This window comes from Klebsiella sp. CN_Kp073, from assembly GCF_040065495.2.
Classification (GTDB): domain Bacteria; phylum Pseudomonadota; class Gammaproteobacteria; order Enterobacterales; family Enterobacteriaceae; genus Klebsiella; species Klebsiella aerogenes.
On the sequence record NZ_CM198051.1, the window covers coordinates 4,424,375 to 4,449,738 of the forward strand.

At 53.9% G+C, this 25,364-nt stretch carries 22 protein-coding genes; 8 read left to right on the top strand and 14 right to left on the bottom strand.

Translation table 11 applies throughout. The features are described from left to right. Nucleotides 1–339: 339 nt before the first annotated feature. The 6 genes from dapB to citC form a co-directional block, all read right to left on the bottom strand. Nucleotides 340–1,161: a 4-hydroxy-tetrahydrodipicolinate reductase gene (gene dapB, locus ABLV66_RS21315; protein WP_348876881.1), complete on the bottom strand. Its 822-nt coding sequence runs from the start codon at nucleotides 1,159–1,161 to the stop codon at nucleotides 340–342. A 226-nt stretch (nucleotides 1,162–1,387) separates the two neighbouring features. After that, nucleotides 1,388–2,296 (bottom strand): triphosphoribosyl-dephospho-CoA synthase CitG, encoded by a 909-nt coding sequence (gene citG, locus ABLV66_RS21320; RefSeq protein WP_045397274.1) that lies wholly within the window; start codon nucleotides 2,294–2,296, stop codon nucleotides 1,388–1,390. A 19-nt stretch (nucleotides 2,297–2,315) separates the two neighbouring features. Continuing rightward, complete coding sequence (gene citF, locus ABLV66_RS21325) at nucleotides 2,316–3,842, bottom strand: citrate lyase subunit alpha (RefSeq protein ID WP_320482665.1); 1,527 nt, start codon at nucleotides 3,840–3,842, stop codon at nucleotides 2,316–2,318. Nucleotides 3,843–3,852: 10 nt separating this feature from the next. Beyond that, a complete protein-coding gene (citE, locus tag ABLV66_RS21330; protein WP_348876882.1) occupies nucleotides 3,853–4,722 on the bottom strand; it encodes a citrate (pro-3S)-lyase subunit beta in 870 nt (289 codons plus the stop codon). Further along, the gene (citD, locus tag ABLV66_RS21335; protein WP_045397268.1) at nucleotides 4,719–5,012 is read right to left on the bottom strand and encodes a citrate lyase acyl carrier protein; all 294 of its coding nucleotides are present in this window, start codon (nucleotides 5,010–5,012) and stop codon (nucleotides 4,719–4,721) included. The genes citE and citD overlap by 4 nt, the downstream gene beginning before the upstream one ends. 30 nt (nucleotides 5,013–5,042) lie before the next feature. Further along, entirely contained in the window at nucleotides 5,043–6,071 is a 1,029-nt protein-coding gene (gene citC, locus ABLV66_RS21340; RefSeq protein WP_047078153.1) for a [citrate (pro-3S)-lyase] ligase, read from the bottom strand. Between the two features lie 256 nt (nucleotides 6,072–6,327). Between citC and citS the strand changes: the two genes are divergently transcribed. The 6 genes from citS to citB all read left to right on the top strand — a co-directional run bounded on the left by citS (nucleotide 6,328) and on the right by citB (nucleotide 13,846). Further along, nucleotides 6,328–7,668, top strand: coding sequence for a citrate/sodium symporter CitS (citS, locus tag ABLV66_RS21345; RefSeq protein WP_348876883.1), 1,341 nt, complete (start codon nucleotides 6,328–6,330; stop codon nucleotides 7,666–7,668). A gap of 157 nt (nucleotides 7,669–7,825) precedes the next feature. Continuing rightward, complete coding sequence (locus ABLV66_RS21350) at nucleotides 7,826–8,074, top strand: oxaloacetate decarboxylase subunit gamma (protein WP_320482668.1); 249 nt, start codon at nucleotides 7,826–7,828, stop codon at nucleotides 8,072–8,074. Between the two features lie 15 nt (nucleotides 8,075–8,089). After that, nucleotides 8,090–9,862, top strand: coding sequence for a sodium-extruding oxaloacetate decarboxylase subunit alpha (gene oadA, locus ABLV66_RS21355; protein WP_165430612.1), 1,773 nt, complete (start codon nucleotides 8,090–8,092; stop codon nucleotides 9,860–9,862). Nucleotides 9,863–9,877: 15 nt separating this feature from the next. Then, nucleotides 9,878–11,179 carry an oxaloacetate decarboxylase subunit beta gene (locus tag ABLV66_RS21360; protein WP_045398370.1) on the top strand — a complete coding sequence of 434 codons (1,302 nt, stop codon included), beginning with the start codon at nucleotides 9,878–9,880 and terminating at the stop codon, nucleotides 11,177–11,179. 341 nt (nucleotides 11,180–11,520) lie between these two features. After that, on the top strand, nucleotides 11,521–13,149 hold the full coding sequence (citA, locus tag ABLV66_RS21365) for a citrate sensor histidine kinase CitA (protein WP_348876908.1): 1,629 nt from the start codon (nucleotides 11,521–11,523) through the stop codon (nucleotides 13,147–13,149). Continuing rightward, the gene (citB, locus tag ABLV66_RS21370; protein ID WP_045395773.1) at nucleotides 13,142–13,846 is read left to right on the top strand and encodes a citrate response regulator transcription factor CitB; all 705 of its coding nucleotides are present in this window, start codon (nucleotides 13,142–13,144) and stop codon (nucleotides 13,844–13,846) included. The genes citA and citB overlap by 8 nt, the downstream gene beginning before the upstream one ends. Before the next feature lie 5 nt (nucleotides 13,847–13,851). On the opposite strand, the gene ABLV66_RS21375 is transcribed toward citB, so the two are convergent. After that, nucleotides 13,852–14,481 carry an alanyl-tRNA editing protein gene (locus tag ABLV66_RS21375; protein WP_348876905.1) on the bottom strand — a complete coding sequence of 210 codons (630 nt, stop codon included), beginning with the start codon at nucleotides 14,479–14,481 and terminating at the stop codon, nucleotides 13,852–13,854. Nucleotides 14,482–14,573: 92 nt separating this feature from the next. Here ABLV66_RS21375 and ABLV66_RS21380 point away from each other — a divergent pair, with 92 nt between their 5' ends. Next, a complete protein-coding gene (locus tag ABLV66_RS21380; protein WP_348876904.1) occupies nucleotides 14,574–15,506 on the top strand; it encodes a LysR family transcriptional regulator in 933 nt (310 codons plus the stop codon). On the opposite strand, the gene ABLV66_RS21385 is transcribed toward ABLV66_RS21380, so the two are convergent. The 5 genes from ABLV66_RS21385 to ABLV66_RS21405 form a co-directional block, all read right to left on the bottom strand. After that, nucleotides 15,451–15,816 (bottom strand): DUF805 domain-containing protein, encoded by a 366-nt coding sequence (locus tag ABLV66_RS21385; RefSeq protein WP_047050152.1) that lies wholly within the window; start codon nucleotides 15,814–15,816, stop codon nucleotides 15,451–15,453. The two genes, ABLV66_RS21380 and ABLV66_RS21385, sit on opposite strands and share 56 nt — an antisense overlap. 176 nt (nucleotides 15,817–15,992) lie before the next feature. Then, complete coding sequence (locus ABLV66_RS21390; protein WP_045395784.1) at nucleotides 15,993–18,278, bottom strand: hydratase; 2,286 nt, start codon at nucleotides 18,276–18,278, stop codon at nucleotides 15,993–15,995. 54 nt (nucleotides 18,279–18,332) lie between these two features. Further along, nucleotides 18,333–19,595 carry an SLC13 family permease gene (locus ABLV66_RS21395; RefSeq protein ID WP_348876903.1) on the bottom strand — a complete coding sequence of 421 codons (1,263 nt, stop codon included), beginning with the start codon at nucleotides 19,593–19,595 and terminating at the stop codon, nucleotides 18,333–18,335. A 91-nt stretch (nucleotides 19,596–19,686) separates the two neighbouring features. Next, nucleotides 19,687–21,120: an anion permease gene (locus tag ABLV66_RS21400; RefSeq protein WP_047077991.1), complete on the bottom strand. Its 1,434-nt coding sequence runs from the start codon at nucleotides 21,118–21,120 to the stop codon at nucleotides 19,687–19,689. A gap of 45 nt (nucleotides 21,121–21,165) precedes the next feature. After that, nucleotides 21,166–22,221: a 4-oxalomesaconate tautomerase gene (locus ABLV66_RS21405; protein ID WP_045395792.1), complete on the bottom strand. Its 1,056-nt coding sequence runs from the start codon at nucleotides 22,219–22,221 to the stop codon at nucleotides 21,166–21,168. A gap of 270 nt (nucleotides 22,222–22,491) precedes the next feature. Between ABLV66_RS21405 and ABLV66_RS21410 the strand changes: the two genes are divergently transcribed. Next, on the top strand, nucleotides 22,492–23,421 hold the full coding sequence (locus ABLV66_RS21410; RefSeq protein ID WP_045395794.1) for a LysR family transcriptional regulator: 930 nt from the start codon (nucleotides 22,492–22,494) through the stop codon (nucleotides 23,419–23,421). Nucleotides 23,422–23,430: 9 nt separating this feature from the next. On the opposite strand, the gene rihC is transcribed toward ABLV66_RS21410, so the two are convergent. Together rihC and ispH are read right to left on the bottom strand one after the other, a co-directional pair. Next, complete coding sequence (gene rihC, locus ABLV66_RS21415) at nucleotides 23,431–24,345, bottom strand: ribonucleoside hydrolase RihC (RefSeq protein ID WP_047043966.1); 915 nt, start codon at nucleotides 24,343–24,345, stop codon at nucleotides 23,431–23,433. Between the two features lie 67 nt (nucleotides 24,346–24,412). Further along, nucleotides 24,413–25,363 (bottom strand): 4-hydroxy-3-methylbut-2-enyl diphosphate reductase, encoded by a 951-nt coding sequence (gene ispH, locus ABLV66_RS21420; protein WP_015368325.1) that lies wholly within the window; start codon nucleotides 25,361–25,363, stop codon nucleotides 24,413–24,415. Between the last annotated feature and the right edge of the window lies 1 nt (nucleotide 25,364).

A 25,364-nucleotide genomic window follows, 5' to 3' on the forward strand; every position in this document is an offset into this window, starting at 1 on the left:
GTCAGGTAAAAGTCAACTTAAAGCGGATATTTTTAACCTTATTTTACGTCACTGGCGCGCAATGGGCTATTTTCACGGTAAAAAGATCAACTAACCTGGTTGAGAAAACGCTTGCGGGCGAGGAAAACTGTAAAATCAGCCAGCGGAGGGTAAAAAAGTGGACCAGATGGTCAAAATTTACAATTCAATAACCAAAAACATCAGGAAGATATAGTTTTTTAATGTCTTCAGAAGAAAAAAACACAAAAGCAGTCAAAATAAAAAAGGGCAATAAAATATTGCCCTTTGCAATCAATTACATATTGAATGCAATAACCACATCACGATGGGTAATAATCATTATAAAGAATTCAGTTCAAGCACATCACGCATATCGAAAAGACCACTTTTCTTATCTTTCAGCCACAAAGCTGAACGAACAGCACCATTGGCAAACGTCATCCGGCTGGAGGCCTTATGGGTAATTTCGATACGTTCGCCGATATCAGCGAACATCGCCGTATGTTCGCCGACGATGTCGCCCGCGCGAACGGTAGCAAAACCAATAGTACCCGGAACGCGTTCGCCGGTATGGCCTTCGCGGCTATAGACGGCGCAGTCCTTCAAATCTTTGTTCAATGCCCCGGCGATCGCCTCGCCCATCGCCAACGCGGTACCTGATGGCGCGTCCACTTTATGCCTATGGTGCGCTTCGATGATTTCGATATCGGTATAATCGCCCATTACCTTTGCCGCCTTTTCCAGCAGCTTTAACAACACGTTGACGCCAACGCTAAAGTTAGCGGCAAAGACGATGGCGATTTCCTGTGCGGCATCGCTAATCGCCTGCTTTCCGGCATCATCAAAACCGGTGGTGCCGATCACCATCCCTTTGCCGTGTTGACGGCAGAAAGCCAGATGGTTAAGCGTGCCTTCCGGGCGGGTAAAATCGATTAAAACATCGAAATCATTGCTTACCGCCGCCAGGCTGCTTTGGACGGTAACGCCTGATTTGCCTGCGCCCGCCAGCTCGCCCGCATCGCTGCCCACCAGGCTTGAACCTTTGCGCTCCAGCGCCGCGCCAAGCGCCACGCCTTCCATCTGCAGCGCAGCCTGAATTAACTGGCGTCCCATCCGGCCGCCCGCGCCGGCGATGGCCACGCGGATTTGTGCATCTTGCATAGCTATTCTCTTTTGTTAACTTCACGTGAATTGTTTTCAGAGTAACCAGCCCATTGCATAGCCGCTACTCAAAAACGCCGATAATTAGAAATTTATGACAAACGGCGGTCGATATCAGTAAAAACTATATGATTGTGCCGCGATTCGGCGTTTAAGTAGTGAAAATTGGGAGGGGACACGGTAGCGCCCCGCCCGCGCGACGCGGGCTAAGGCGTTGTGTACTCAATCAAAGGGGGAAAAGCGCGCCTGCGGGGAAAGCGGATAAAAACCAGGTTACCGCCAGTAAATCGGCGCTGCCGCCAGGGCTGAGATGGCGAGCAATCAGCTCGTCGTCGAGTTGGCGTAGCGCCTCCAGCCCGCCGTCAGCCATGACGCCGCCCTGCCACAACAGCCGCTGCGCCTCCTGCTGCACATAGTTCAGGCCCGCAAGCCCGCCGCGCGAGACCAGATTGGTGTCATCATTCCACGCCATCAGATGCAGCAAGGTTTGCAGCAGCGCCAGGTTGCTGTCGCCGGTCTCTTCCATCATGCGATTGAACACCGGCAGCGCCTGGGTACGCACGGTACGAAAGCCGCTCTCGGCCTCGCCGCGGGCGCCGGAGAGTCCATAACGTAAAAAATGGGCCTCGCCTTTGCTTAACTGTTCGCCGCTGGCGGAAGAGAGTTCTTGCATAACCATGCCGCGACAGAATCGCGCCACCTGATCGCAAAGCCGATGCTGTTCAATCGGTTCGCCTTTCGATACCAGCCTTCCCGCCGCCGCGCTCAGCAAACCGAAAGCGAAGATTGCCCCGCGATGGGTATTCACTCCACCGGTGGCCTCCAGCATATCGTTCTCGCAGGCCATCCCTACAGGACGCAGCATCATTAACACCTGTTCCGGTACGATAGCCGCGGTATCGTGGCCCATGATGAAAAATTTCTCCATCCACGGAGCCACGACCGCGGTGCTGGCCTCAAAAGAGGCCAGGTCCATATCGTGATGGGCGCCTGTGTTACGAATGTCCACCAACCCGGGCTTTGGGGTCAGGCGAACTTCGGTTAAAAGCGCGCGTTCTACCGCGCTGACCACCTCTTCAGCGTTCAGCGATGTCACGCGCAGAGAACGCGGCGGATTGATTAACACTTCGCTCATTGCCCTTCCCCCTCTGCGTTTAGTCGCTGTTTTTCACCTGACGAATGACATCAAGAACGGAGCCATCACGATAGCGCACCACCGCCACCACGCGATCGGTAAACTCGATCGGCTGCGGTTTGCCGGTTAACAGTTCCGCACGCTGCTGCAGTTCCTCAATAGTCATCAGCGCAATGCCCGCGTTGCGCAAATTGTCGATCAGATCCTGGCGGGCCGGGTTTACCGCAATGCCGTGGTCGGTGACCAGCACATCTACGCTGGCTCCCGGCGTGACGCGGGTCAGCACTTTTTCCACGACACAGGGAATACGGCCGCGAACTAACGGCGCGGTAATGATGGTCAAATCCGCGCCGGCGGCGGTATCGCTATGGCCGCCGGATGCGCCGCGCAGCACGCCATTGGAGCCGGTCATCACGTTGACGTTAAAATCGGTATCAATTTCCAGCGCGCTGAGCATCACCACATTTAAACGCTCGCAGGAGGCGCCTTTAGAACCCGGGCTGGCATACTGATTGGTGGAAATCTCTACGTGGTTCGGGTTCTGCGCTAATGAACGCGCCGCGTCGCCATCGAACGACTGGGTATCCAGCAGCGTTTTAATCAACCCTTTTTCGTGCAGGTCAACCATCGTCCCGGTGATGCCGCCGAGGCCGAAGCTGGCGGTAATGCCGTTACGGCGCATTTTGTCTTCGAGGAAGCGGCTCACCGCCAGCGAGGCGCCGCCGGTACCAGTCTGCAGCGAGAAACCATCTTTAAAGTAACCAGAATGCTCAACCACTTTCGCCGCCTGACGGGCGATCAGCAGCTCGCGCGGGTTGCTGGTCAGACGGATCGCGCCAGCGGTGATTTTTTCCGGATCGCCGACTTCGTCCACCTGAACAATCAGATCGACCTGATCCTGAGCGATGCTGGCCGGGTAGTTAGGGTAGCCCACCCACTCTTCGGTCAGCAGCACCACGCATTTGGCATGTTCCGCATCAACGCGCGCATAGCCCAGCGAACCACAACGTGATTTACCGCTAAAGCCGTTGGCATTACCAAACTCATCGCAGCAGGGGACGCCAAGAAACGCAACATCAATCGACAGCTCGCCGCTTTGAATCAGCTGTACGCGACCGCCGTGGGAGTGGATCTGCACCGGGTTTTCCATCAACCCGGCGGAGATCTCCTCGCCCAGCTTGCCGCGCAGGCCGGAGGTGTAGATCTGGCGGATCACGCCGTTTTTAATATGCTCGATCAGCGGCCAGTGGGCGTCGATCAGCGAACTGGACGCCAGCGTCAGATCGCGAAAGCCCATTTCAGCTAGTTTCGCCACCACCATATTGACGACTTTGTCACCGCCGCGAAACGCGTGGTGGAACGAAATGGTCATGCCGTTTTGCAAACCGGAGCGACGGATCGCCGTTTCCAGCGAATCGCAGATTTTACGCTGACGTTTTTCGCTTTCGCTCGCCAGCCACGGGCTTTTCGCCGTCACGCCCGCATAAGGCGCTAACCCTTCCGGCATCACGTACTGCTGATTAAGCATTGTTACTGTCTCTTTCATCTTATTCCCCTTAATCACGAATACCGGAAGCCGAGAGCGCCACCACTTTGCGAGCATGGTCGATAATCGGTCCATCGATCATCTTGCCGTTCAGCGATACCACGCCAAGACCGCGCGTTTCGGCTTCTTCCGCCGCGGCAATCACCTCCAGCGCGTGATCGACCTCTTTGCGCGTCGGGGCATAGACCTGATGCAGGAGTTCAATTTGTCGCGGGTTAACCAACGATTTGCCGTTAAAGCCGAGATTTTTGGCCAGATTCGCTTCCGCCAGGAAGCCCTCTTCGTTGTTGATATCCGACCACACCACGTCATAGGCTGCGATGCCGGCAACGCGCGCGGCATGCAGCACGGCGCAGCGGGCATAGAACAGTTCAGTACCGTCACCACGGGAGGTGCCCATATCCATGACGTAGTCGAAAGCTGCCAGCGCGATCGCCGCCAGACGCGGGCTGGCGCGGGCAATCTCTACCGCATTCACCACGCCCAGCGCCGACTCAATAGCCGCCATTAGTTTGGTGCTGCCCACTTCCCGGCCGCATTCGCGCTCAATCCGTTCAACATGCGCTTCCAGCTCATGGATATCTTCTTTACTGTCGGTTTTCGGCAGACGCACCATATCCACGCCCGCGCGGACCACCGCTTCAAGGTCGGCAAGACCGAATGGCGTATTTAACGGGTTAATACGCACCACGGTTTCGATATCCTGATACAGCGGATACTGCAGCGCCTGATGCACCAATAGGCGAGCGGTATCTTTTTCGCGTAGCGAAACGGCATCTTCAAGGTCGAACATCACCGCATCGGCGCCGTAAACAAATGAAGTGCTTAACATGGCGGCATTGGCGCCAGGGATGAACAGCATACTGCGACGTGGTTTCATAGCTGGCTCCATTGTAATTGGGACTGTTGCGCCGCCCGCAGCGCTGCGGCCTGTACGCGGGCCCGCAGTACGCATTCCAGCGCGCCTTTATCATCGACCACCACGTTGGCCTGGTTCACGCCAAGCTGCGCCAGCGTTTCTCTGACCACCTGCTCAATCGCGGCGCCAAACTGTTGTTTCACAATGCTGTCGATTTCCAGCTGAATGCCCGGCTGCGCCGCCGGTCCAATCCTGACCATTACATCGCTGGATTCCAGCGTGCCGGCCAGGGCGTCAATCTTCATTTCCATAGGGGAAAATCCTTAGTTAGGGCATAAAAATCAGGCGGTTTGATGTTCGCTTTCCGCCAGTTTCATCAGAAAAGAGAGGGTTCCCGGCGGCACCAACGCCGCGACCGCCTGCCAGTTGCGCTGCCGATAAAGTTCGCGCACTCGGGAGGCCGACACGGGCCCGCCATTTTTTTCGATTCGCGTCAGCTCAACCACTTCAATGGGCGGCGCCTCGCCTGGCGCTTCCAGCAGTGACTTCATGCGTTGGTTGTAATTACGAGTCAGGGGACATAGCGGCTCGGTGCCGACAAAACGATGGGTAATCTGCAGCGCCGGGGCCAGACGTTCGCGAAAGAGCTGCAGGTCAATCTGGCTGTGACAGTCATCGACCACGCCCTGCTCTTTCAGGAAATAGCCGGGGAACGTCGCCCGCGAAATCAGATACGCCGAACCGGGGTGCAGCGTCACTTTGTCGATACCGGTAATCCCCTGTTCGATCAGCTTGAAGCGATCGTGATAGGAAAAGCAGGATGCATCTTCCTTGACCACAAACAGATGCAGCCAGTCGCACTGCCGTGCCGCCTGTTCCACCAGCCAGCGGTGACCAAGGGTGAAGGGATTGGCGTTCATCACAATAGCGCCGATTTTTTTTCCCGGTTGACGGTACATTGCCAGCTGACGGCAGTAACGAGTCAGACGTTCGCGGCTGTTTTCCATCAATACGGCGCGATCGCCCGCCTGGGCTATCGGCCAGAAGCCGGCGCCGGAGAACAGCGCGGCATTGCTCGGCTTAGTAAATAAAAACAGTTCGCTACGCCCAAGTTCATAGGCCAGCGTCAGGAGTTCGGTCAATAATTTAAGGCTCAGCCCCTCCCCCTGTAGCGAGGGATCGACGGCGATGCATTTCAGTACATTACCGGCAATGGCGCCGCAGCCGACCAGCCGTTGCCGATACTCCGCAACGATTGCCATCTCGCAATCGGTTTCTAACGACAACTGATGCTGATGAAGAAACCGATCGATCGCCTCTCGCCGCGGTTGATCCTTTAATAGCTGAACGCGTTTTAATATCAGAGTCATTTTTTAGCGCTTCGTTATTCTAAAACGAACTGTATTTCGCCAGCGTTCGACTATTGATACTTGTATTTAAGTCACAGTTTTCCCCGTGGCTTAATTAGCTTTATGGTTTTTATGTTGTTAATTAATTCAGAATAATAAAAATAATTAAATTAATAAAAAACACGAGTATTCAGTGAAGGCAATCACACCTTACCACTAAGTCTATTTATTACTATGCGCCGGTATTACTACTCCATCAATAAACAGGAAAACGTTTATGACCAACATGAGTCAGGCTCCGGCAACGGAGAAAAAGGGCGTTAGCGACCTGCTGGGATTTAAAATCTTCGGCATGCCGCTCCCCCTTTACGCGTTTGCGTTAATTACGCTATTACTTTCACATTTTTATAACGCTTTACCCACCGACATCGTTGGCGGCTTTGCCATCATGTTTATTATCGGCGCCATATTCGGCGAAATTGGCAAACGTCTACCAATATTCAACAAATATATAGGTGGCGCCCCGGTAATGATTTTCCTGGTCGCCGCTTATTTTGTTTATGCCGGTATTTTCACGCAAAAAGAAATCGATGCTATCAGCAACGTTATGGATGAAAGTAACTTCCTTAACTTATTCATCGCGGTATTAATTACCGGGGCGATTCTGTCGGTAAACCGCCGTCTGCTGCTGAAATCGCTGCTCGGCTATATTCCAACCATCCTGATGGGCATTGTCGGCGCGTCGATTTTCGGCATCGCTATCGGTCTGGTGTTCGGTATTCCGGTAGATCGCATCATGATGCTGTACGTCCTGCCGATCATGGGCGGCGGCAACGGTGCGGGCGCGGTTCCGCTGTCGGAGATTTATCACTCCGTCACCGGTCGTTCACGTGATGAGTACTACTCAACCGCCATCGCTATTCTGACCATCGCTAACATTTTCGCCATCGTCTTCGCCGCAGTCCTCGATATCATCGGCAAAAAATACACCTGGCTGAGCGGCGAAGGCGAACTGGTGCGTAAAGCCTCGTTCAAAGTCGAAGAAGACGAGAAAGCGGGACAAATCACGCATCGTGAAACCGCCGTTGGTCTGGTGCTTTCCACGACCTGTTTCCTGCTGGCATACGTCGTCGCGAAGAAAATCCTGCCAAGCATTGGCGGCGTTTCGATTCACTACTTCGCATGGATGGTACTGATCGTTGCGGCGCTGAACGCCTCCGACCTGTGCTCACCGGAAATCAAAGCCGGCGCCAAGCGTCTGTCTGATTTCTTCTCTAAACAGCTGCTGTGGGTACTGATGGTCGGCGTCGGCGTTTGCTACACCGACCTGCAGGAAATCATCAATGCCATTACTGTCTATAACGTCGTTATCGCCGCCGTAATCGTTATCGGCGCAGTGCTCGGCGCGGCGATCGGCGGCTGGATGATGGGCTTCTTCCCGATTGAATCAGCGATCACCGCAGGCCTGTGTATGGCTAACCGCGGCGGTTCCGGCGACCTGGAAGTCCTTTCCGCCTGTAACCGTATGAGCCTTATCTCTTATGCACAAATCTCCTCCCGTTTGGGCGGCGGTATTGTGCTGGTCATCGCCAGCATCGTGTTCGGCATGATGATTTAACCCACACGCACGATGGCGCCGTTGAGCGGCCGAAGAAGTTGACCCAGTCAGGGACCAGCGCCGGGGGCGGCTGCGGGAAATCTACCCTGCTCCTTAGCCGGAAGCGTCGACAACCTCGCCAACCAACGCGTCATCGTGCCCTTATACGAGATTTTGTATGACTGATGCTGCGCTGTTAGGCGAAGGCTTCACCCTGATGTTTCTTGGCATGGGCTTCGTGCTGGCGTTTCTGCTGCTGCTCATTTTCGCCATCCGGGGGATGTCTCTCGCTGTTACCCGTCTGTTCCCTGAGCCGCCTGCCGCACCCAAAGCGGCGCCGGCCGCCGTCGCGCCCGCTGACGACTTCGCCCGCTTAAAACCGGCGATTGTCGCCGCCATTCACCACCATCGCCGCCTTAATCCTTAATTCACGGAGGAATTCATGACCGTTGCCATTACCGATGTCGTCCTGCGCGACGCCCACCAGTCCCTGTTCGCCACCCGTCTGCGCCTTGACGATATGCTCCCCGTCGCCGCTCAGCTGGATGACGTCGGCTACCGCTCGCTGGAATGCTGGGGCGGCGCCACCTTTGACGCCTGCATCCGCTTCCTCGGCGAGGACCCGTGGGTCCGCCTGCGCGAACTGAAAAAGGCGATGCCGAAAACCCCGCTGCAGATGCTGCTCCGCGGCCAGAACCTGCTCGGCTACCGCCACTACGCCGACGACGTGGTGGAGCGCTTTGTCGAGCGCGCCGTCAAAAACGGCATGGACGTGTTCCGCGTTTTCGATGCCATGAACGACCCGCGCAACATGAAAGCCGCCCTGCAGGCGGTGCGCAGCCACGGCGCCCACGCCCAGGGCACACTCAGCTACACCACCAGCCCGGCACACACCCTGCAGACCTGGCTCGACCTCACCGAACAGCTGCTGGAGACCGGCGTCGACTCCATCGCCATCAAGGACATGTCCGGTATCCTCACCCCGCATGCCGCCTTTGAGCTGGTCAGCGAAATCAAAAAACGCTTTGCCGTCACCCTGCACCTGCACTGCCACGCCACCACCGGCATGGCGGAGATGGCGCTGCTGAAGGCTATTGAAGCCGGCGTCGACGGCGTCGATACCGCCATCTCCTCGATGAGCGCCACCTACGGCCACCCGGCCACCGAAGCGCTGGTGGCCACCCTCGCCGGGACCCGCTACGACACCGGCCTCGATATCCACAAACTGGAGAGCATCGCCGCGTACTTCCGCGAGGTGCGCAAAAAATACCACGCCTTCGAAGGCCAGCTGAAAGGCACCGACAGCCGTATCCTGGTCGCCCAGGTGCCGGGCGGGATGCTCACCAACCTTGAGGGCCAGCTTAAACAGCAGAGCGCCGCCCACCGTCTGGATGAGGTGCTGGCGGAAATCCCCCGTGTGCGCGAGGACCTCGGCTTCATCCCGCTGGTGACCCCGACCTCGCAGATTGTCGGCACCCAGGCGGTGCTTAACGTGCTGGGCGGCGAGCGCTACAAAACCATCGCGAAAGAGACCGCCGGTATCCTGAAAGGCGAATACGGCCACACCCCGGCGCCGGTTAACGCCGCCCTGCAGGCGCGGGTGCTCGACGGCGCCGACGCCGTCACCTGCCGCCCGGCGGACCTGCTGAAGCCGGAGCTGGCGGAGCTTGAAGCCGACGTGAAACGCCAGGCGCAGGAGAAGGGCATCACGCTTGCCGAAAACGCCATCGACGACGTGCTCACCGTGGCGCTGTTCCCGCAAATCGGCCTGAAGTTCCTCGAAAACCGCCACAACCCGGCGGCCTTTGAGCCCGTGCCGCAGGTGGAAGAAGCAAAATCTGCCGCGCCGGCAAAAGCCGCCGCCTCCGGCGTCTACACCGTGGAAGTGGAAGGCAAAGCCTTCGTGGTCAAAGTCAGCGACGGCGGCGACGTCAGCCAGCTGACGGCGGCCACTCCGTCTTCCGCACCGGTTCAGGCAGCCGCCCCGGCCCCGGCAGGCACCGGCACCCCGGTGACCGCGCCGCTGGCGGGCACCATCTGGAAGGTGCTGGCCAGCGAAGGCCAGGCGGTGGCGGAAGGCGAGGTGCTGCTGATTCTGGAAGCCATGAAGATGGAAACCGAAATCCGCGCCGCGCAGGCCGGTACCGTACGCGGTATCGCGGTGAAATCCGGCGATGCGGTGGCGGTCGGCGACACCCTGCTGCAGCTGGCGTAAGGACGAGGAGCGCAAATGGAAAGTCTGAACGCCCTGATTCAGGGCATGGGGCTGATGCACCTGGGAGCCGGCCAGGCGGTGATGCTGCTGGTCAGCCTGCTGCTGCTGTGGCTGGCGATTGCGAAAAAGTTCGAGCCGTTACTGCTGCTGCCGATTGGCTTCGGCGGCCTGCTCTCCAATATCCCGGAGGCCGGGCTGGCGCTGAGCGCGCTGGAAAACCTGCTGGCCCACCACGACCCGGTCCAGCTGGCGGTGATTGCCGCGAAGCTCAACTGCGCGCCGGACGTCCACGCCATCAAGGAGGCGCTGGCGCTGGCCCTGCCGTCGGTGCAGGGGCAGATGGAGACGCTGGCGGTGGACATGGGCTACTCCTCCGGGGTGCTGGCCATCTTCTATAAGGTGGCGATTGGCTCGGGTATCGCGCCGCTGGTGATCTTTATGGGCGTCGGGGCGATGACCGATTTCGGCCCGCTGCTGGCCAACCCGCGCACCCTGCTGCTGGGGGCGGCGGCGCAGTTCGGGATCTTCGCCACCGTGCTCGGGGCGCTGACGCTGAACTACTTCGGCTTCATCTCCTTCACCCTGCCGCAGGCGGCGGCCATCGGCATCATCGGCGGCGCCGACGGCCCGACGGCCATCTACCTGTCGAGCAAGCTGGCGCCGGAGCTGCTGGGGGCCATCGCGGTGGCCGCCTACTCCTACATGGCGCTGGTGCCGCTGATCCAGCCGCCGATCATGAAGGCGCTGACCAGCGACAAAGAGCGGAAGATCCGCATGGTGCAGCTGCGTACGGTGAGCAAACGCGAGAAGATCCTCTTCCCGGCGGTGCTGTTGCTGCTGGTGGCGCTGCTGCTGCCGGACGCCGCGCCGCTGCTGGGGATGTTCTGCTTCGGCAACCTGATGCGCGAAAGCGGGGTGGTGGATCGTCTGAGCGATACGGTGCAGAACGCGCTGATCAATATCGTCACCATCTTCCTCGGGCTGTCGGTGGGGGCCAAGCTGGTGGCGGACAAGTTCCTGCAGCCGCAGACGCTGGGGATCCTGCTGCTGGGCGTGATCGCCTTCTGCGTGGGCACCGCCGCCGGGGTGATCATGGCGAAGCTGATGAACGTGTTCAGTAAGCACAAGATCAACCCGCTGATTGGTTCCGCCGGGGTATCGGCGGTGCCGATGGCGGCGAGGGTGTCCAACAAGGTGGGTCTGGAAGCGGACGGGCAGAACTTCCTGCTGATGCACGCGATGGGCCCGAACGTGGCCGGGGTGATCGGCTCGGCGATCGCCGCCGGGGTGATGCTCAAGTACGTGCTGGCGATGTAGGCCGGCGTCCATCCCGGATGGCGGCTGGCGCCTTAGCCGGGCGACCGGTCCGCTCCGGTTTGTAGCCCCGGTAAGCGCAGCGCCACCGGGGAGAGGTTCCCGGATAGCGGCTGGCGCCTTATCCGGGCGACCGGTCCGCTCCGGTTTGTAGCCCCGGTAAGCGCAGCGCCACCGGGGAGAGGTTGCCGGATAGCGGCTGGCGCCTTAGCCGGGCTACCACACCAGCGCCCGATTCAATGGTTTTGAACGGGCGTTTTTCTGAATTTTTTGGATCTGTGCGCCATCTGCAGGTACCCGGACCGCCAAACGAGGAAACTAGCCATTTAATGTCTATCGGCCCTATGTACACCCGAAAAATAACCCACTGGTTTGCGCGGCGGTCCTTTCAGAACCGCATCTTCCTGCTGATATTATTTACCTCAACTGTCGTCATGCTGGGTATGTCCTGGTATCTAACAGATATTACCGAAGAACGTCTTCATTACCAGGTCGGGCAACGGGCATTGATTCAGGCGATGCAGATTTCAGCAATGCCGGAGCTGGTGGAAGCGGTACAGAAGCGCGATCTCGCCAGAATTAAAGAGCTTATCGGCCCCATGCGTTCATTCTCAGACGCCACCTACATCACCGTCGGCGATGCCAACGGGCAGCGTCTTTATCACGTCAACCCGGACGAAATCGGTAAATCAATGGAAGGTGGCGATAGCGATGAGGCGCTGTATAACGCCAAAAGCTATGTCTCGGTACGCAAAGGTTCGCTAGGTTCATCATTACGGGGTAAATCGCCGGTGCAGGACGCCACCGGGAAAGTCATCGGCATCGTGTCGGTCGGTTATACCATTGAACAGTTAGAAAACTGGCTCAGCTTGCAGATAAGCTCGCTACTGATCCCGATGGCGATTATCCTGCTATTGCTGCTGTACTGTGCTCGGCGCTTCTCGCTGCATATCAAAAAGCAAATGCTCAATATGGAGCCCCAGCAGCTCTCGCAGCTGCTCATCCAGCAAAGCGTGCTCTTTGAATCGGTGTTTGAAGGGCTCATCGCCATCGACTCAAATTATAAGATAACCGCCATTAATCAGACCGCCCGTCGTCTGCTTAATCTAAGCCAGCCGGAGCCCGTACTGATCGGTAAAAAGATCAGTAGCGTCATTGCGCAAGAGGCCTTCTTCTACGATGCGCCGCATGAGAATAAGAAAGACGCGATCGTCACTTTTAATCAGATCAAAGTGATCGCCAGCCGGATGGCGGTGATCTTAAATAATGCCCCACAGGGTTGGGTCATCAGTTTTCGCAGTAAAGACGATATCAACACCCTCAGTCTGCAGCTCAGCCAGGTACAGCAGTACGCCGATAATCTGCGCGCCGTGCAGCATGAACACCGCAACCTGATCTCGACCATCGCCGGACTGTTGTTTCTTAAACGCTACGATCACGCGCTGGATCTGATTCAGCAACAGTCAGAAAGCCACCAGAAGGTGCTCGATTTTATTGCGCGTAATTTCCAGGATAACCACCTTGCCGGGCTGCTGATCGGTAAATATTATCGGGCCAAAGAGCTTGGTCTTGAACTGGTATTCGACCCCGCCTGCTTCGTCGATATCCTTCCCACCGCGCTTTCTCCCAGCGAATGGATCTCGATCGTAGGGAATCTGCTCGATAACGCCTACAATGCCTCGTTACGCCAGCCGCTGGGATCGAAGCAGATCGAGTGTTTAATAAATAGCGACGGTCATGAACTGATCGTCGAGATCGCCGACCAGGGATGCGGCATTGACGAGACGCTACGCGATCGCATCTTTGAGCGTGGCGTCACCAGTAGCGCCAGCGCCGAGCACGGTATTGGGCTCTGGCTGGTGCGCAGTTACGTAGAACAAGCAGGCGGCACTATCGTCGTCGAAAATAACATTCCCTTTGGCACCATCTTTACCCTTTATATCCCCCTGACCCGAGATGAACATCATGGATAGCATTACTACTCTTATCGTTGAAGACGAACCTATGCTGGCGGAAATCCTGGTGGATACCATCAAACAGTTCCCCCAGTTCAACGTAATCGGCATCGCGGATAAACTGGAAAGCGCGAAAAAGCTGATGCGTCTCTACCAGCCGCAGCTGATCCTGCTGGATAACTTTCTCCCTGACGGCAAGGGGTTGGATCTGATTCGCCACGCTGTCAGCACTAACTACAAAGGGCGAATCATTTTTATTACCGCCGATAATCATATGGAGACCATCAGCGAAGCCCTGCGACTGGGAGTATTCGATTACCTGATTAAGCCCGTACACTATCAACGTTTACAACATACGCTCGAGCGTTTCGCCCGCTACCGCAGCTCATTGCGTTCGAGCGAACAGGCCAGCCAGACCCACGTCGACGCCCTGTTTAATATCCAGGCTCGCGAGCACACTGAACCTGCTGACGCGCCGCTGCGCGGGATCGATGAAAGCACCTTTCACCGCGTGCTGCAGCTGTTCTCCGACCCGGAAGTCGTGCATACCGCCGACTCTCTGGCCCGCATCCTCGGCAGCAGTAAAACCACTGCCCGCCGTTATCTCGAACAAGGCGTTAAAAACGATTTTCTGGAAGCGGAAATCAGTTATGGCAAAGTCGGCCGGCCGGAACGCATTTATCGCGGCAAACATCCCTACCCTGAGCACGTCTGAAACGCTTATTCGAGGGTATAGCTGACGATCATCTGCCCTTTTTTCATTTTCAGCTGGCTGATGACGATATTTCCCAACGCCGCCAGACTAGCGACATGGGTACCGCCACAGGGATAAACCGGCAGTTCGCCGAATCCTACGGCGCGCAGGCCATTAGCGAAGGTGATGCGGCGCGGTAAATCCTGCTTCTGCCACGCGCTCACCTGCGCCAGCAGCGCGCTGGCTTCCGGTAACGCGGCGCCAGCGCCGGCAGCAAACGTAATCCGTCCCTCTCCCGGCCAGTGATGCGCCTTCACCGGTCGCCAGCCGAACTGCTCGCCGGCCAGTCCCAGCAAGTGACCAGCAGAGTGCAAACGGGCATGCCGTTGCCGCACAGGCGCATCAATTCGTATCTCCACCTCGCCTAACGGCAGCGGCTGGGCAACGATATGCAGGACACTATCGCCGCGCGTCGTGACCGCCATTACGGGCCGCTCATCGATCCAGCCGCGATCGGACGGCTGCCCGCCGCCCTGCGGATGGAACAACGTGCGATCAAGTTCAATGGCATAACCACCATCGGCTTCAGCGCTGCAGCTGATAATTTGTGCGCGCCCTTCGGTGGCGTCGCTGGCGTAATAAACACGTTCAGTCATGATTGTTCTCCTCTCTGTCAGCACAGTATATTGATAATATTGACCGCGATAATGGCCTCCACAACCAATGCACTTTTGCTTTGAGGGCACAAATGAATCTGAACCTTCTCCCCGACCTCGCCCTCTTCGTACAGATTGTCGAACAAGGCAGCTTTTCCGCCGTCGCCCGTCAGAGCGGGATTACGCCATCCGCCGTCAGTCGCAGCGTCTCGCGGCTGGAACAGGAGATGCGCTGCAAACTGTTGCATCGAACCACCCGCAAGCTGCGGCTGAGCGATGCCGGGAAAGCGGTATATGAACATGCGCTGGAAATGCTGGAAGCGGCGCGCCAGGCTATGGACTGCGCCGGAAGTACCCAGACGGTGGCGCAGGGTAAACTCACGCTGAGCGTACCAAAAGCCGTCGGGCGCTTTGTCATTCATCCGCTAATGATCGACTTTTTCAACCGTTATCCGCAGGTTGACGTCTGTTTACGTTTAGAAGATCGCGATCTCGACTTTATTGATGACGGCATCGATCTCGCGCTGCGTATTACCCATACCCCTTCCCCTGTACTGCATGGCAAACCGCTGATGCCGATCGTTCATGTCATCTGCGCCACCAAAGAGTACTTACAGCGCCACGGAATGCCGCGTACCCCGCAGGATCTGCGCGCGCATAGCTGTATCAGTCTTGGCGAAACGCCCGCCGACGCGCGTTGGAAATTTCGCCGCGAAGGCAAAAACGAAACGGTGCAGACGTACGGACGCTACGCCGCTAACCACACTGCGGTGCGTCTTGATGCGGTTAAACAGCATCTGGGGATTGGCAGTCTGCCACTGTTTACCGCCCGTGAAGCGCTGGCAAAGGGTGAAATCGTGCAGGTACTGGCGGAGTGGGAGTTTATCAGCAGCTACTCTGGCAATCTGTGGCTGTTATGGGCGGGGCATAAGCATATGCCCGCCAGAATGCGGGCAATGATTGATTTTCTTAGCGAGACGGTTCCGGCGCTGAACGCAGGCAGCACATTGCCAAAGATAAAATAATAAACACCGGGAAAACGATCCCCGGTAAAAACCAGAAACCAGAGCGGCCAATATCATGCATCCGGCGAAAACCTACCGCCAATATTGGGATAATCATCGGTAAATGAAGCACAAAAGCCAACGGGAAGAGAAACAGACTCAAAACGCCATACCGGTAGTCATAAAGCGTAGCCAGATACCAGATGAGTAAAGGGGTTGCCACAATCAGGGCGTTGATAAGAAAAAATGACCAGAACTCACGGCGGTCAGAGCGTCCAACGAAATTAAAAGCCTGTTTCCAGCCTTTAAGATAGGCCTGTCCATAGGTCATGATATTCTCTCCATGAGAACGAATTAATGACAGCGGGGCACATCGGAGCCCCCTTCAAACCAAACACTCCTTAGCCTAAACAACGCTTCAGCATAAATTAATGTGCTGGCACAAGAAAAGATATATTAATGTTGAAAAGATTGCTGGCAGAGAAACACTGCCAGCATGACCAGATATTAATTAGCGAGGATTAATTGATTTCTATTATAATTAATAAGACCACCGGCCTTAATAATCTCCTGCTCCGACGAGGTTAATTTCTCCATATAAAGCGTTATCTGCTTCACAGGTCGATTATCGCTGACTACAAAAGCGGTGATATCACTAAACTCACCGGTTAGTGCGCTTTTTATTGCCGGGATATAAATAAAATCGCCGACCTCGAAATCAGGCGCCTCTTTCATCTGCAGCGGCAGCATCCCCCAGTTAATCACATTGGAACGATAGCGCTTGGTCGCATACTCCTGGCTAATATTGGCAAGCCCGCCAAGCACGCGCTGGCAGCTAGCGGCCTGCTCTCGCGCTGAGCCATCACCGGGTTTGACCGCATAGATCATGCTACCTATCTCAGTCTGTGCCGCGCTAATATTTTCCTGACCCGGTAGCAGACGTATCTGGGAAAATATATTTTCCAGCTGTGGATTTAAACGGCAAAGATCTTCACCCTTAACGCGTTGTTGCTCCATAACGGCAATTTTTTTAGCCCGCCCCACATACTGCGGATCGCGACGGGAGAGCGTAAATTCCGCCAGCCCCAGGGGGTTCGAACGAAACGATGATGTTTCCCCTGACGGTATCAGCTCGTCGGTAGTCGTTACCGGATCCATTATCTTTGCGGCGACCACTAACAGAACATTATCCGTTAATGCATTCATTTCCGGCCAATCTTTTATATTCGGGCCATAGATTAGCGGCTGCTGCGTAGCGCCTTTAACGAATCCCTGATAAACCCGGTTTTTATAGGGGGAAACATCAAATTCATATTCCGGAGCATCATGCCAGCAATCGAGCTCCGCCGCCGAGGTTAACAATCCCCCGTTAGCGGCCGTCGCGGCAATTGAACGCGCGTCCATCAATGCCACCGCCGACATCTGCCCATTTCCCGGCTTGGAACCTTCACGGTTCGGAAAGTTTCGCGTCGTATGACGGATACTTAAGCCATTATGCATCGGGGTATCACCGGCGCCGAAGCAAGGACCGCAGAACGCGGTACGAATAATGGCGCCCGCACTCATTAAGTCATTGATCATTCCCTTCTTCGTTAACGCCATCAGCACCGGTTGTGAGGAGGGGTAAACTGAAAGCGAGAAAATATTATCGCCACAGGAGTGATGCCTCAGGGCATTCGCCGCCTGTACGACGTTGACATAGTTGCCCCCGGCGCAACCAGCAATAATACCCTGCTGAACGCGTAATTTACCGTTCTCTATTTTGTCCAACAGAGACAGCTTCGCGCGCCCAAGCGAGATTTTCTCAGCTTCAATTTCAACCTGGCGTAAAATGTCCGGTAAATTCTGATTAAGTGTATCAATTTCATAGACATTGGCTGGATGAAACGGTAGCGCGATCATCGGCTTGATGGTACTTAAATCGATTTCGATACAACCATCGTAGTAGGCCATCTCTTTTGCTGACAGCGCACGATAATCTTTCTCTCTACCATGAAGGCGTAAAAAATGCCGCGTCTCTTCATCGGTCTGCCAGATAGAGGATAAGCAGGTCGTCTCAGTAGTCATGACATCAATACTGTTTCGATAGTCGGTCGACATACTGGCCACGCCGGGACCAACGAATTCCATCACTTTGTTCTTCACATAACCGTTTTTGAATACCGCGCCAATTAATGCCAACGCAATATCCTGAGGGCCAACGCCAGCGGCAGGTTTGCCAGTTAAATACACCGCGACGACATCGGGATAATCAATATCCCAGGTGTTTCCCAGCAGTTGTTTAACTAGCTCACCGCCGCCTTCACCGACGGCCATCGTCCCCAGCGCGCCATAACGCGTATGACTATCCGATCCCAGTATCATTTGGCCGCTACCAGCCATCATTTCACGCATATACTGGTGAATAACCGAAATATGTGGCGGAACGTAAATCCCGCCATATTTCTGCGCGGAAGTGAGACCAAAAATATGATCGTCGCTGTTAATGGTTCCTCCCACCGCACAAAGTGAATTGTGGCAGTTGGTTAAAACATACGGCAATGGAAAGCGGGTCATGCCGGAGGCTTTTGCCGTCTGGATGATGCCAACAAAGGTAAGGTCATGGGAGGTCATAGAATCAAATTTAATTTTTAATTTCTGTTCATCTCCCGAGTGGCTATGAGATGACAAAATTGACCATGCTATGGTTCCCTTTCGTGCAATCTCTTTGGCGACAGGATTGGCGCATTCCTGTTCTGGGATAATCCCATGCTGATGGGATAAATATACCCCACTATCATGTAATTTAATCATGACTTATGTCCTTCAGATAGATTAAATAATTAGGCGATGCTTTTATCCGTATTATTACGAATAGAAAGGAAAAAATATCGGCAGTAAAATAAAGCTCACCACCACAGATATAATAATCAGCGGTAATCCGACCCTGACATAATCCATAAACCGATATCCTCCGGCGGAAAAAATCATCATATTCGCCGGCGTCCCCACCGGGGTCGCATAAGCACATGAACAACCAATGACAATAGCCATTAGCACCGCTCGCGGATCGGCCCCCATGGAATTCGCAATAGACAGACCAATAGGAATCAGCAAGGCCGCTGTTGCGGTATTCGACATGAAGTTCGTTAATACACAGGATATGATTAACACAGCACTTAACAGTAAGAACGGTGAAGCCTGTTGACCCAGCAGATCGATAATAGAACGGGCCATGATTTCACCCGCGCCAGTGGTTTCGAGTGCTTTCGCTAAAGCTAAAGTACCGCCAAACAGAAAAATCGTCTGTGAGTCAATTGACTGGTAGGCCTGTTTTTCAGTAATCACTCGCGTAATAACCAAAAATAAGGCGCCAATTGAACCAATAATTGCAATTGGCAAACCAATGACGCTCTCAAAAATCATGCCCAGTACAGTAAATACCAACACTAAAACCGCAATAACTTGCTTGTATTTAGGACAGTCAACTTTCCTGCTCTTTTCTGCTTTTCCCTCGGCACGCACAGATTGTGCCGGTAACAATTTATAACCTATTGTCAAAAAGTAGATGATCCCGCAAAGCAGCATAGGGATACCCAGTTTGGCATACTCGAAAAAACCGAAGCGTTGCCCGACTTGTTCCAGCGCCGACTGGGCGATCAAATTACCCGGCGAGCCAATAAGCGATAAGTTTCCACCCAGCGCCGACGCAAACGCTAATGGCATCAACAAACGAGATTGCGCATAGCCAGACTTCACCGCGGCGCCGATAACTACGGGGATCAGTACCGCGGCCGTTCCCGTGTTAGACAGAAAGCCGGAGAGTATTCCGCAAACCAACATGATAATAACGATGAGTTGCTTCTCCGACCGAGCGTAACGGGTAACTATTCCTCCAATTTTATCTGTGACGCCAGTTTCGAATAAGGCGCCGCCAACCACAAACATGGCGACAAATAAAATGACATTCTGGTTAATAAACCCCGAGAAGGCCGTTTTCACATCAAACACGCCGGTTACGACCAGGACAATGCATACGATCATCGCGGTCGCCGCCAGCGGGATTTTCTCCCAAATAAACATCACAATTGAAAATAACAATAGTGACAATGTAATTGTTACTGGAGACATAAAAATGCGACACTCCATTTAGCGTTTTTAAAATATATCCTTGTTCCATGAACGCAGATTATAAAAAAGATTAAAATCAATATTTAATTTATTAGATTACCTTCCAGTACATTAATAACTCCCACCACCATACCCCGATGGTGATATGCAGGATGAACGTCAGCAGAGCCAATATACCGCCGACAATCCACCAGGACTTAATATCATTATAACCAACGCCAAATATCACCGGGCCAGCGGCGCCGCCATAATGGGTGACCATACCGCCATACGAATTACTAAACAGTAGGGCTAATGCGGTTAACATCACTGGCGCACCGGAAACATTCGCTAACATCGCAAACACCGGTACCATTGCCACAATATACGCGCTGCCTGAAGCGAAGAAATAACGCACCAGAATGCTTAATGCTACAATAACCACGAAAGCCAGAGTGCTATGACTGCCAAACGAAATATTGTCCTTCAACAATTCAGCTAACCACAAGAAAAAGCCCACTTTGGACAACAGCGAACTCAAACCAATAATCCCACCGTACCAAATCAGGGTATTCCAACCCCCTTTATTTTTTATAACATCATCCCAGGTGACGATTTTTAACACCAGCATCAATGCCATGACGCAAATAGCTACCGTTGATTCGTTAACGCCAAGCGACTTGCTAAATACCCAACCGGCTAATGCCATGACAAACAGGCAGGAGAGCATTTTTTCACGTAAGGTCATCGGCCCTAAAGACTCAAGACCTTCTTTGGCAATTGCCTTATTATCCACTTTCTTTAACTCTGGTGGATATAACTTATAGGTAATGAGCGGTGTTAATAACAGCATAATAATGCCTGGTAATATTCCGGCTAATGCCCATCCGCCCCAGCTCAATTTGATATGACAAATATCTTCAATCATTTTGAGCGCCAGTATATTCCCAGCCATTGCGGTAAAGAACATATAACTGGTCGTTTTGGTAACCATATAGACGTTAATCATCAAATAATGGCCAACGCGTTTTGCCGTATGCTCCGGTTCCGAGCCTAACGCAACAGCCACGCTATTGATGATAGGTAAGACGATACCACCGGCGCGAGCCGTATTCGACGGTGTTGCGGGGGAAAGGATGAGATCAAGAAAGGCGGTAACATAGCCTAAGCCAAGCGTGGTACTCCCTATCTTGCCAATAAGAATATAAGCAATCCGCTTACCTAAACCAGTAATAACAAAGGCGGCACTTAAGGTAAACGCTGAGAAAACCAGCCAGGTAGTTCCCGATGCATAGCCACTTAATACACTCGATGATTTTATTACGCCATCACCTAAATTGCCAATAACGACCATTGATGTGGCGACAGCGACTAACAATATTACCGGTTCAGAAAACGGCTTAATAACCAAACCAACAATCGCCGCCAGATAAATCCCTGATAGCACCCAAGCCAGTTTGGTCAATCCCGCTGGAGCCGGAAATAGACTAATAAGCAATGGGATGGCGACAAGCACTAATAGCTTGCATACTGTTTTTTTATCCATTTTGATCCCTTACCTGAATAAAATTATAGAAGAACACTGATTAAGTTATTCAGGGAGATAAACCATGCCAGAAAGAATCTTACGTGCGGTACGAATAACCGACGCGCGAATATTTTCAGGATTTCCATTCGCGTTACTTAGGTTCACCTCAATGCTGCCGCTAGGGTGTTCAACGCTAATTAATCCTTCACCAGACATTCGCGTAAGCTCGTTAACCACGGTGTCGGCGATAACACAAGAACTCGCCAGACCGATAGCGCCCGTAATCGCCAGAGACTTATGGCAGCTGTGGGGCATGAAATAACGCACGCTCATTGTTCCGCCGTGTTGCGGTGGAGCAACCAGTACCGGTTTAGGTATAACCATGTTGGATACATCGCCAAACCCCATTGCCGCGCCAGCTTGTTGACGTATAGATTCAAGACGCTGGAAAAATGCACTGTCCTTGTCTAATTCAGCAGCAGATTCATATCCGGTTTTACCGAGACTGTGTGCAGGGATAATCACCATCGGCATCGCCATATCAATACACGTGACGCGAATATCATCAAAAATATCGACCCGGTTACCGGTGGGGAAAAGTTGGCCCGACTTCGCCCCGGCGGCGTTTAGAAATGTCAGAGCAACGGGAGCCGCCTGCCCGGGAACGCCATCAATATGGGTATTCCCTTCATAAACGACCTGGCCGTTCGGTGTTTGAATGTCAGCATCGACAAAGGTATTGGTATTTACGTTTCTGATACGCACCCGCGTTACCGGTGAACTCGCCGCGATGAGACCTTTTTCGATAGCAAATCCACCTACCGCGCACAGCATATTACCGCAATTAGGCGTGGTATCGACCCGCCGTTCATTGACAATGACCTGCACAAATAAATAGTCAATGTCTGCTTGTGGGCTGGACGATTGACTGACAATAGCCACTTTACTGGTTTGCGGGCTACCACCGCCAATACCATCAATTTCCAGTTCATGGCCTGAACCCATGATGGTTAATAACGCCTCATCACGTTTTTGAATATCTTCAGGTAGATCATCCGCTAAAAGAAAAGCCCCTTTTGACGTTCCTCCACGCATGAGAACACACGGAATTTGTTTCATAACACGCTCCTTACAAATATAGAAGAAAAAGAATAAATAAACGGGGCGTGAATTTAATGAACTTAATGTATTTAAAGTTTTTTATTTACTTTATTATTCATTAATCGCACAACCGTTCACCATCTGATTCTACTTGCAAGGCGGATAGTGATTGATAAAATATGAAAATAAGACTTATACCTACAAAACATTAATAATAACTATCGGCACGGTAATAATTAACAAGGCCATTCTATATATCAATAATTCATCTCAGATTACGGAGCAACAATGAATAATGAACTATCCGGTATGAAAGCCTTTGTCACTGTTGCCGAACTGGGTTCATTTAGCAAAGCCGCTGAAGTTCTTAACCTGACGCAACCCGCCCTAACCCGAAAAATACAGAAAATAGAAAGTAATCTTAATACCCCGCTTTTCGAACGAACCACCCGAAAAATCATGCTCACCCAGGCAGGACAAATGCTTCTTCCTAAAGCGAAATCACTGATTGCCAGCCTAGATGCCGCCATTTTCAACATCAGCAACCTGACTTCGAATGTGCATGATACGGTAACGCTTTCTTGTATCCCGACGGCGGTATTTTATTTTTTACCACGTGCTATCGTTCAATTTAATCAGCGCTATCCCCACATCAAAGTTCGAATTTATGAACAAGGTATAGAAAATTGCATGACTTCGGTGAGAAAAGGCGAAGTCGATTTTGGAATAAATATGAACTTCATCACACATCCCGACATCGAATTTAGCCCGCTGGTCAACGAACCCTTCGTGCTGGCTTGCCGGCAGGATCATCCGCTCGCCAGTAAAAAATTAGTGGAATGGCGCGAGCTCGTCTCGCAGAGATTAATTGGCGTCAGACGCTCAAGCGGTAATCGGCAACTTATTGAAAGTTGCCTGCAGGATAAACCGTGGAGGTTAGATTGGTTTTACGAAGTCAGACATTTATCCACCTCTCTTGGTCTGGTCGAGGCGGGGCTTGGCATATCGGCTCTGCCCTGCCTGGCCATGCCGCATCACGCTAACAGCGCTGTCGTCAGCGTGCCGCTGGTTGAACCGGTCATCAGGCGCACGCTTGGCATGATTCGCGTTAAAAACCGTCCTCTTTCCGCGGCGGCTGAACGCTTCGCTTCATTATTGCTACTCATGTGGACGGATGAAGCGAGCGAGTTATGGTGTAATGTGGTCGATTCACACTAGCTTTACCTGTCACGGCGCGAGAGCGAAAACCTCCGCCGCCCAACGTTGAAAACCAGTGATATCCAAATCCAGCGCCACTTGGGCGTTGGCCGGTTGTCCCAAACGCCCTTCGATATCCACCACGGTGGTGCCGGCCGTCCAGGTCCCCTGCGTCTCCACCGCTACAAAGCAGGGTTTGAGCATAAATAGATCCGGGCGAACCAACCACGCGATAGCGCAGAGATCGTGCATTCTCAGGCCGCTGCTCATACTGCCGCTGCGATAGTGGCTAAACAGCGCATGAAGCATTTTACCGGTTTGATTGAGCGTCGGCAGGGTTGCCAGATAGTCCGCACTCAGCAGCGCCTTATTGGTGACATCCAGTCCGCACATCACAATGTCCAACCCACTCTGGAAGACTTTCGCGGCGGCTTCCGGATCGATGGCGATATTAAACTCGGCGTTAGGGGTAAAGTTGCCGCGACCGGCCGAGCCGCCCATCAGCACCAGTCGACGAATATTAAACAGGCACTCAGGATACTGCGTAATCAGCAGAGCAATATTGGTTAGCGGGCCGATGGCCACCAGTGTCACGGGTTCCGGCGCGTGCATCAGCGCATCGCGAATTGCCTGAAAAGCCGGTTTAGCCAGCGGCTGGCGGTTATGCTCGACGAAATCATAGCCCTCCATGCCGGATTCGCCGTGCACCGAGGCGGCATCGCGCAGCGGACGCACCAGCGGCATCGATGCCCCTTGCGCCAGTGGTACATCAGCATTCCAGAAATGCAGCAACTGCAGCGCATTGCGGGTCGTCTTCTCCACCGAGACATTACCCGCGACCGTCGTCATGAGTTGCAAATCCAGCTGCGGTGAGAAGAGCGCGGCGGCGATCGCCGCCGCGTCGTCAATACCCGGATCGGTGTCGAGAATAATCGGTAAGCGCATGGTTTTCTCCCAAAAAAAATGCCAGACGTTAAGTCTGGCATCTTCTCATACTGATGGATGAAAGAACTTACTCTACTTCACGGACATCCACACGCAGCTCTTTCGGCACTTCAAAAACGATATTCTCTTCACGGCCTTCCAGCGGCACCGCTTCACCGCCGCCCAGCTCCTGCAGGCGGGCAATCACGTTCTGCACCAGGATATCCGGGGCCGACGCGCCCGCCGTTACTCCAACGCAGGCAGCGGATTTCACCCACTGTTCCTGAATATCGGTGGCATCGTCGATAAGATAAGCCGCTTTCCCCATCCGCTGCGCCAGTTCGGCCAGACGGTTAGAGTTAGAGGAGTTTTTCGAACCGACCACCAGCACCACGTCAGCCTGTTCCGCCAGCGCGCGTACGGCTTCCTGACGGTTAGTCGTGGCGTAGCAAATATCGTCTTTACGCGGGCCGACGATTTTCGGGAAGCGCTCGCGCAGCGCGTCGATAACGTCAGAAGTATCGTCGACGGAGAGCGTGGTCTGAGTCATAAACGACAGTCGGGCATCGTTTTTCACTTCCAGCGTCAGCACATCTTCCGGCGACTCAACCAGGTACATGCCCCCTTCCGGGTTATTGTACTGACCCATGGTGCCTTCAACTTCCGGATGCCCGGCGTGGCCGATCAGGATCGACTCTTCGCCGCGGCGGCTGGCGCGGGCGACTTCCATATGGACTTTGGTCACCAGCGGACAGGTGGCGTCGAAAACCGTCAGGTCACGACTCTTCGCTTCATTGCGTACCGCCTGTGAAACGCCGTGAGCAGAGAAAATCAGGATCGCGCCGTCCGGCACTTCGCTAATCTGTTCGATAAAAATCGCTCCACGCTGACGCAGGCTATCGACGACGTAGCGGTTATGGACGACTTCGTGACGAACGTAGATTGGCGCGCCGTACAGCGTCAGCGCGTTTTCGACAATGCTGATAGCGCGGTCAACGCCGGCGCAAAAACCGCGCGGGTTAGCCAACAGGATCTGCATC

Excerpts from the sequence above, each read along its gene's own strand:
- ABLV66_RS21390 (WP_045395784.1), bottom strand. The coding sequence starts at position 18,278 with ATGATTAAATTACATGATAGTGGGGTATATTTATCCCATCAGCATGGG.
- ABLV66_RS21410 (WP_045395794.1), top strand. The coding sequence starts at position 22,492 with ATGAATAATGAACTATCCGGTATGAAAGCCTTTGTCACTGTTGCCGAA.
- rihC (WP_047043966.1), bottom strand. The coding sequence starts at position 24,345 with ATGCGCTTACCGATTATTCTCGACACCGATCCGGGTATTGACGACGCG.
- ABLV66_RS21380 (WP_348876904.1), top strand. The coding sequence starts at position 14,574 with ATGAATCTGAACCTTCTCCCCGACCTCGCCCTCTTCGTACAGATTGTC.
- citB (WP_045395773.1), top strand. The coding sequence starts at position 13,142 with ATGGATAGCATTACTACTCTTATCGTTGAAGACGAACCTATGCTGGCG.
- dapB (WP_348876881.1), bottom strand. The coding sequence starts at position 1,161 with ATGCAAGATGCACAAATCCGCGTGGCCATCGCCGGCGCGGGCGGCCGG.
- ispH (WP_015368325.1), bottom strand. The coding sequence starts at position 25,363 with ATGCAGATCCTGTTGGCTAACCCGCGCGGTTTTTGCGCCGGCGTTGAC.
- citD (WP_045397268.1), bottom strand. The coding sequence starts at position 5,012 with ATGGAAATGAAGATTGACGCCCTGGCCGGCACGCTGGAATCCAGCGAT.
- citS (WP_348876883.1), top strand. The coding sequence starts at position 6,328 with ATGACCAACATGAGTCAGGCTCCGGCAACGGAGAAAAAGGGCGTTAGC.
- citE (WP_348876882.1), bottom strand. The coding sequence starts at position 4,722 with ATGAAACCACGTCGCAGTATGCTGTTCATCCCTGGCGCCAATGCCGCC.
- ABLV66_RS21350 (WP_320482668.1), top strand. The coding sequence starts at position 7,826 with ATGACTGATGCTGCGCTGTTAGGCGAAGGCTTCACCCTGATGTTTCTT.
- citG (WP_045397274.1), bottom strand. The coding sequence starts at position 2,296 with ATGAGCGAAGTGTTAATCAATCCGCCGCGTTCTCTGCGCGTGACATCG.
- ABLV66_RS21395 (WP_348876903.1), bottom strand. The coding sequence starts at position 19,595 with ATGTCTCCAGTAACAATTACATTGTCACTATTGTTATTTTCAATTGTG.
- citA (WP_348876908.1), top strand. The coding sequence starts at position 11,521 with ATGTACACCCGAAAAATAACCCACTGGTTTGCGCGGCGGTCCTTTCAG.
- citF (WP_320482665.1), bottom strand. The coding sequence starts at position 3,842 with ATGAAAGAGACAGTAACAATGCTTAATCAGCAGTACGTGATGCCGGAA.
- ABLV66_RS21360 (WP_045398370.1), top strand. The coding sequence starts at position 9,878 with ATGGAAAGTCTGAACGCCCTGATTCAGGGCATGGGGCTGATGCACCTG.
- ABLV66_RS21385 (WP_047050152.1), bottom strand. The coding sequence starts at position 15,816 with ATGACCTATGGACAGGCCTATCTTAAAGGCTGGAAACAGGCTTTTAAT.
- citC (WP_047078153.1), bottom strand. The coding sequence starts at position 6,071 with ATGACTCTGATATTAAAACGCGTTCAGCTATTAAAGGATCAACCGCGG.
- oadA (WP_165430612.1), top strand. The coding sequence starts at position 8,090 with ATGACCGTTGCCATTACCGATGTCGTCCTGCGCGACGCCCACCAGTCC.
- ABLV66_RS21400 (WP_047077991.1), bottom strand. The coding sequence starts at position 21,120 with ATGGATAAAAAAACAGTATGCAAGCTATTAGTGCTTGTCGCCATCCCA.
- ABLV66_RS21405 (WP_045395792.1), bottom strand. The coding sequence starts at position 22,221 with ATGAAACAAATTCCGTGTGTTCTCATGCGTGGAGGAACGTCAAAAGGG.
- ABLV66_RS21375 (WP_348876905.1), bottom strand. The coding sequence starts at position 14,481 with ATGACTGAACGTGTTTATTACGCCAGCGACGCCACCGAAGGGCGCGCA.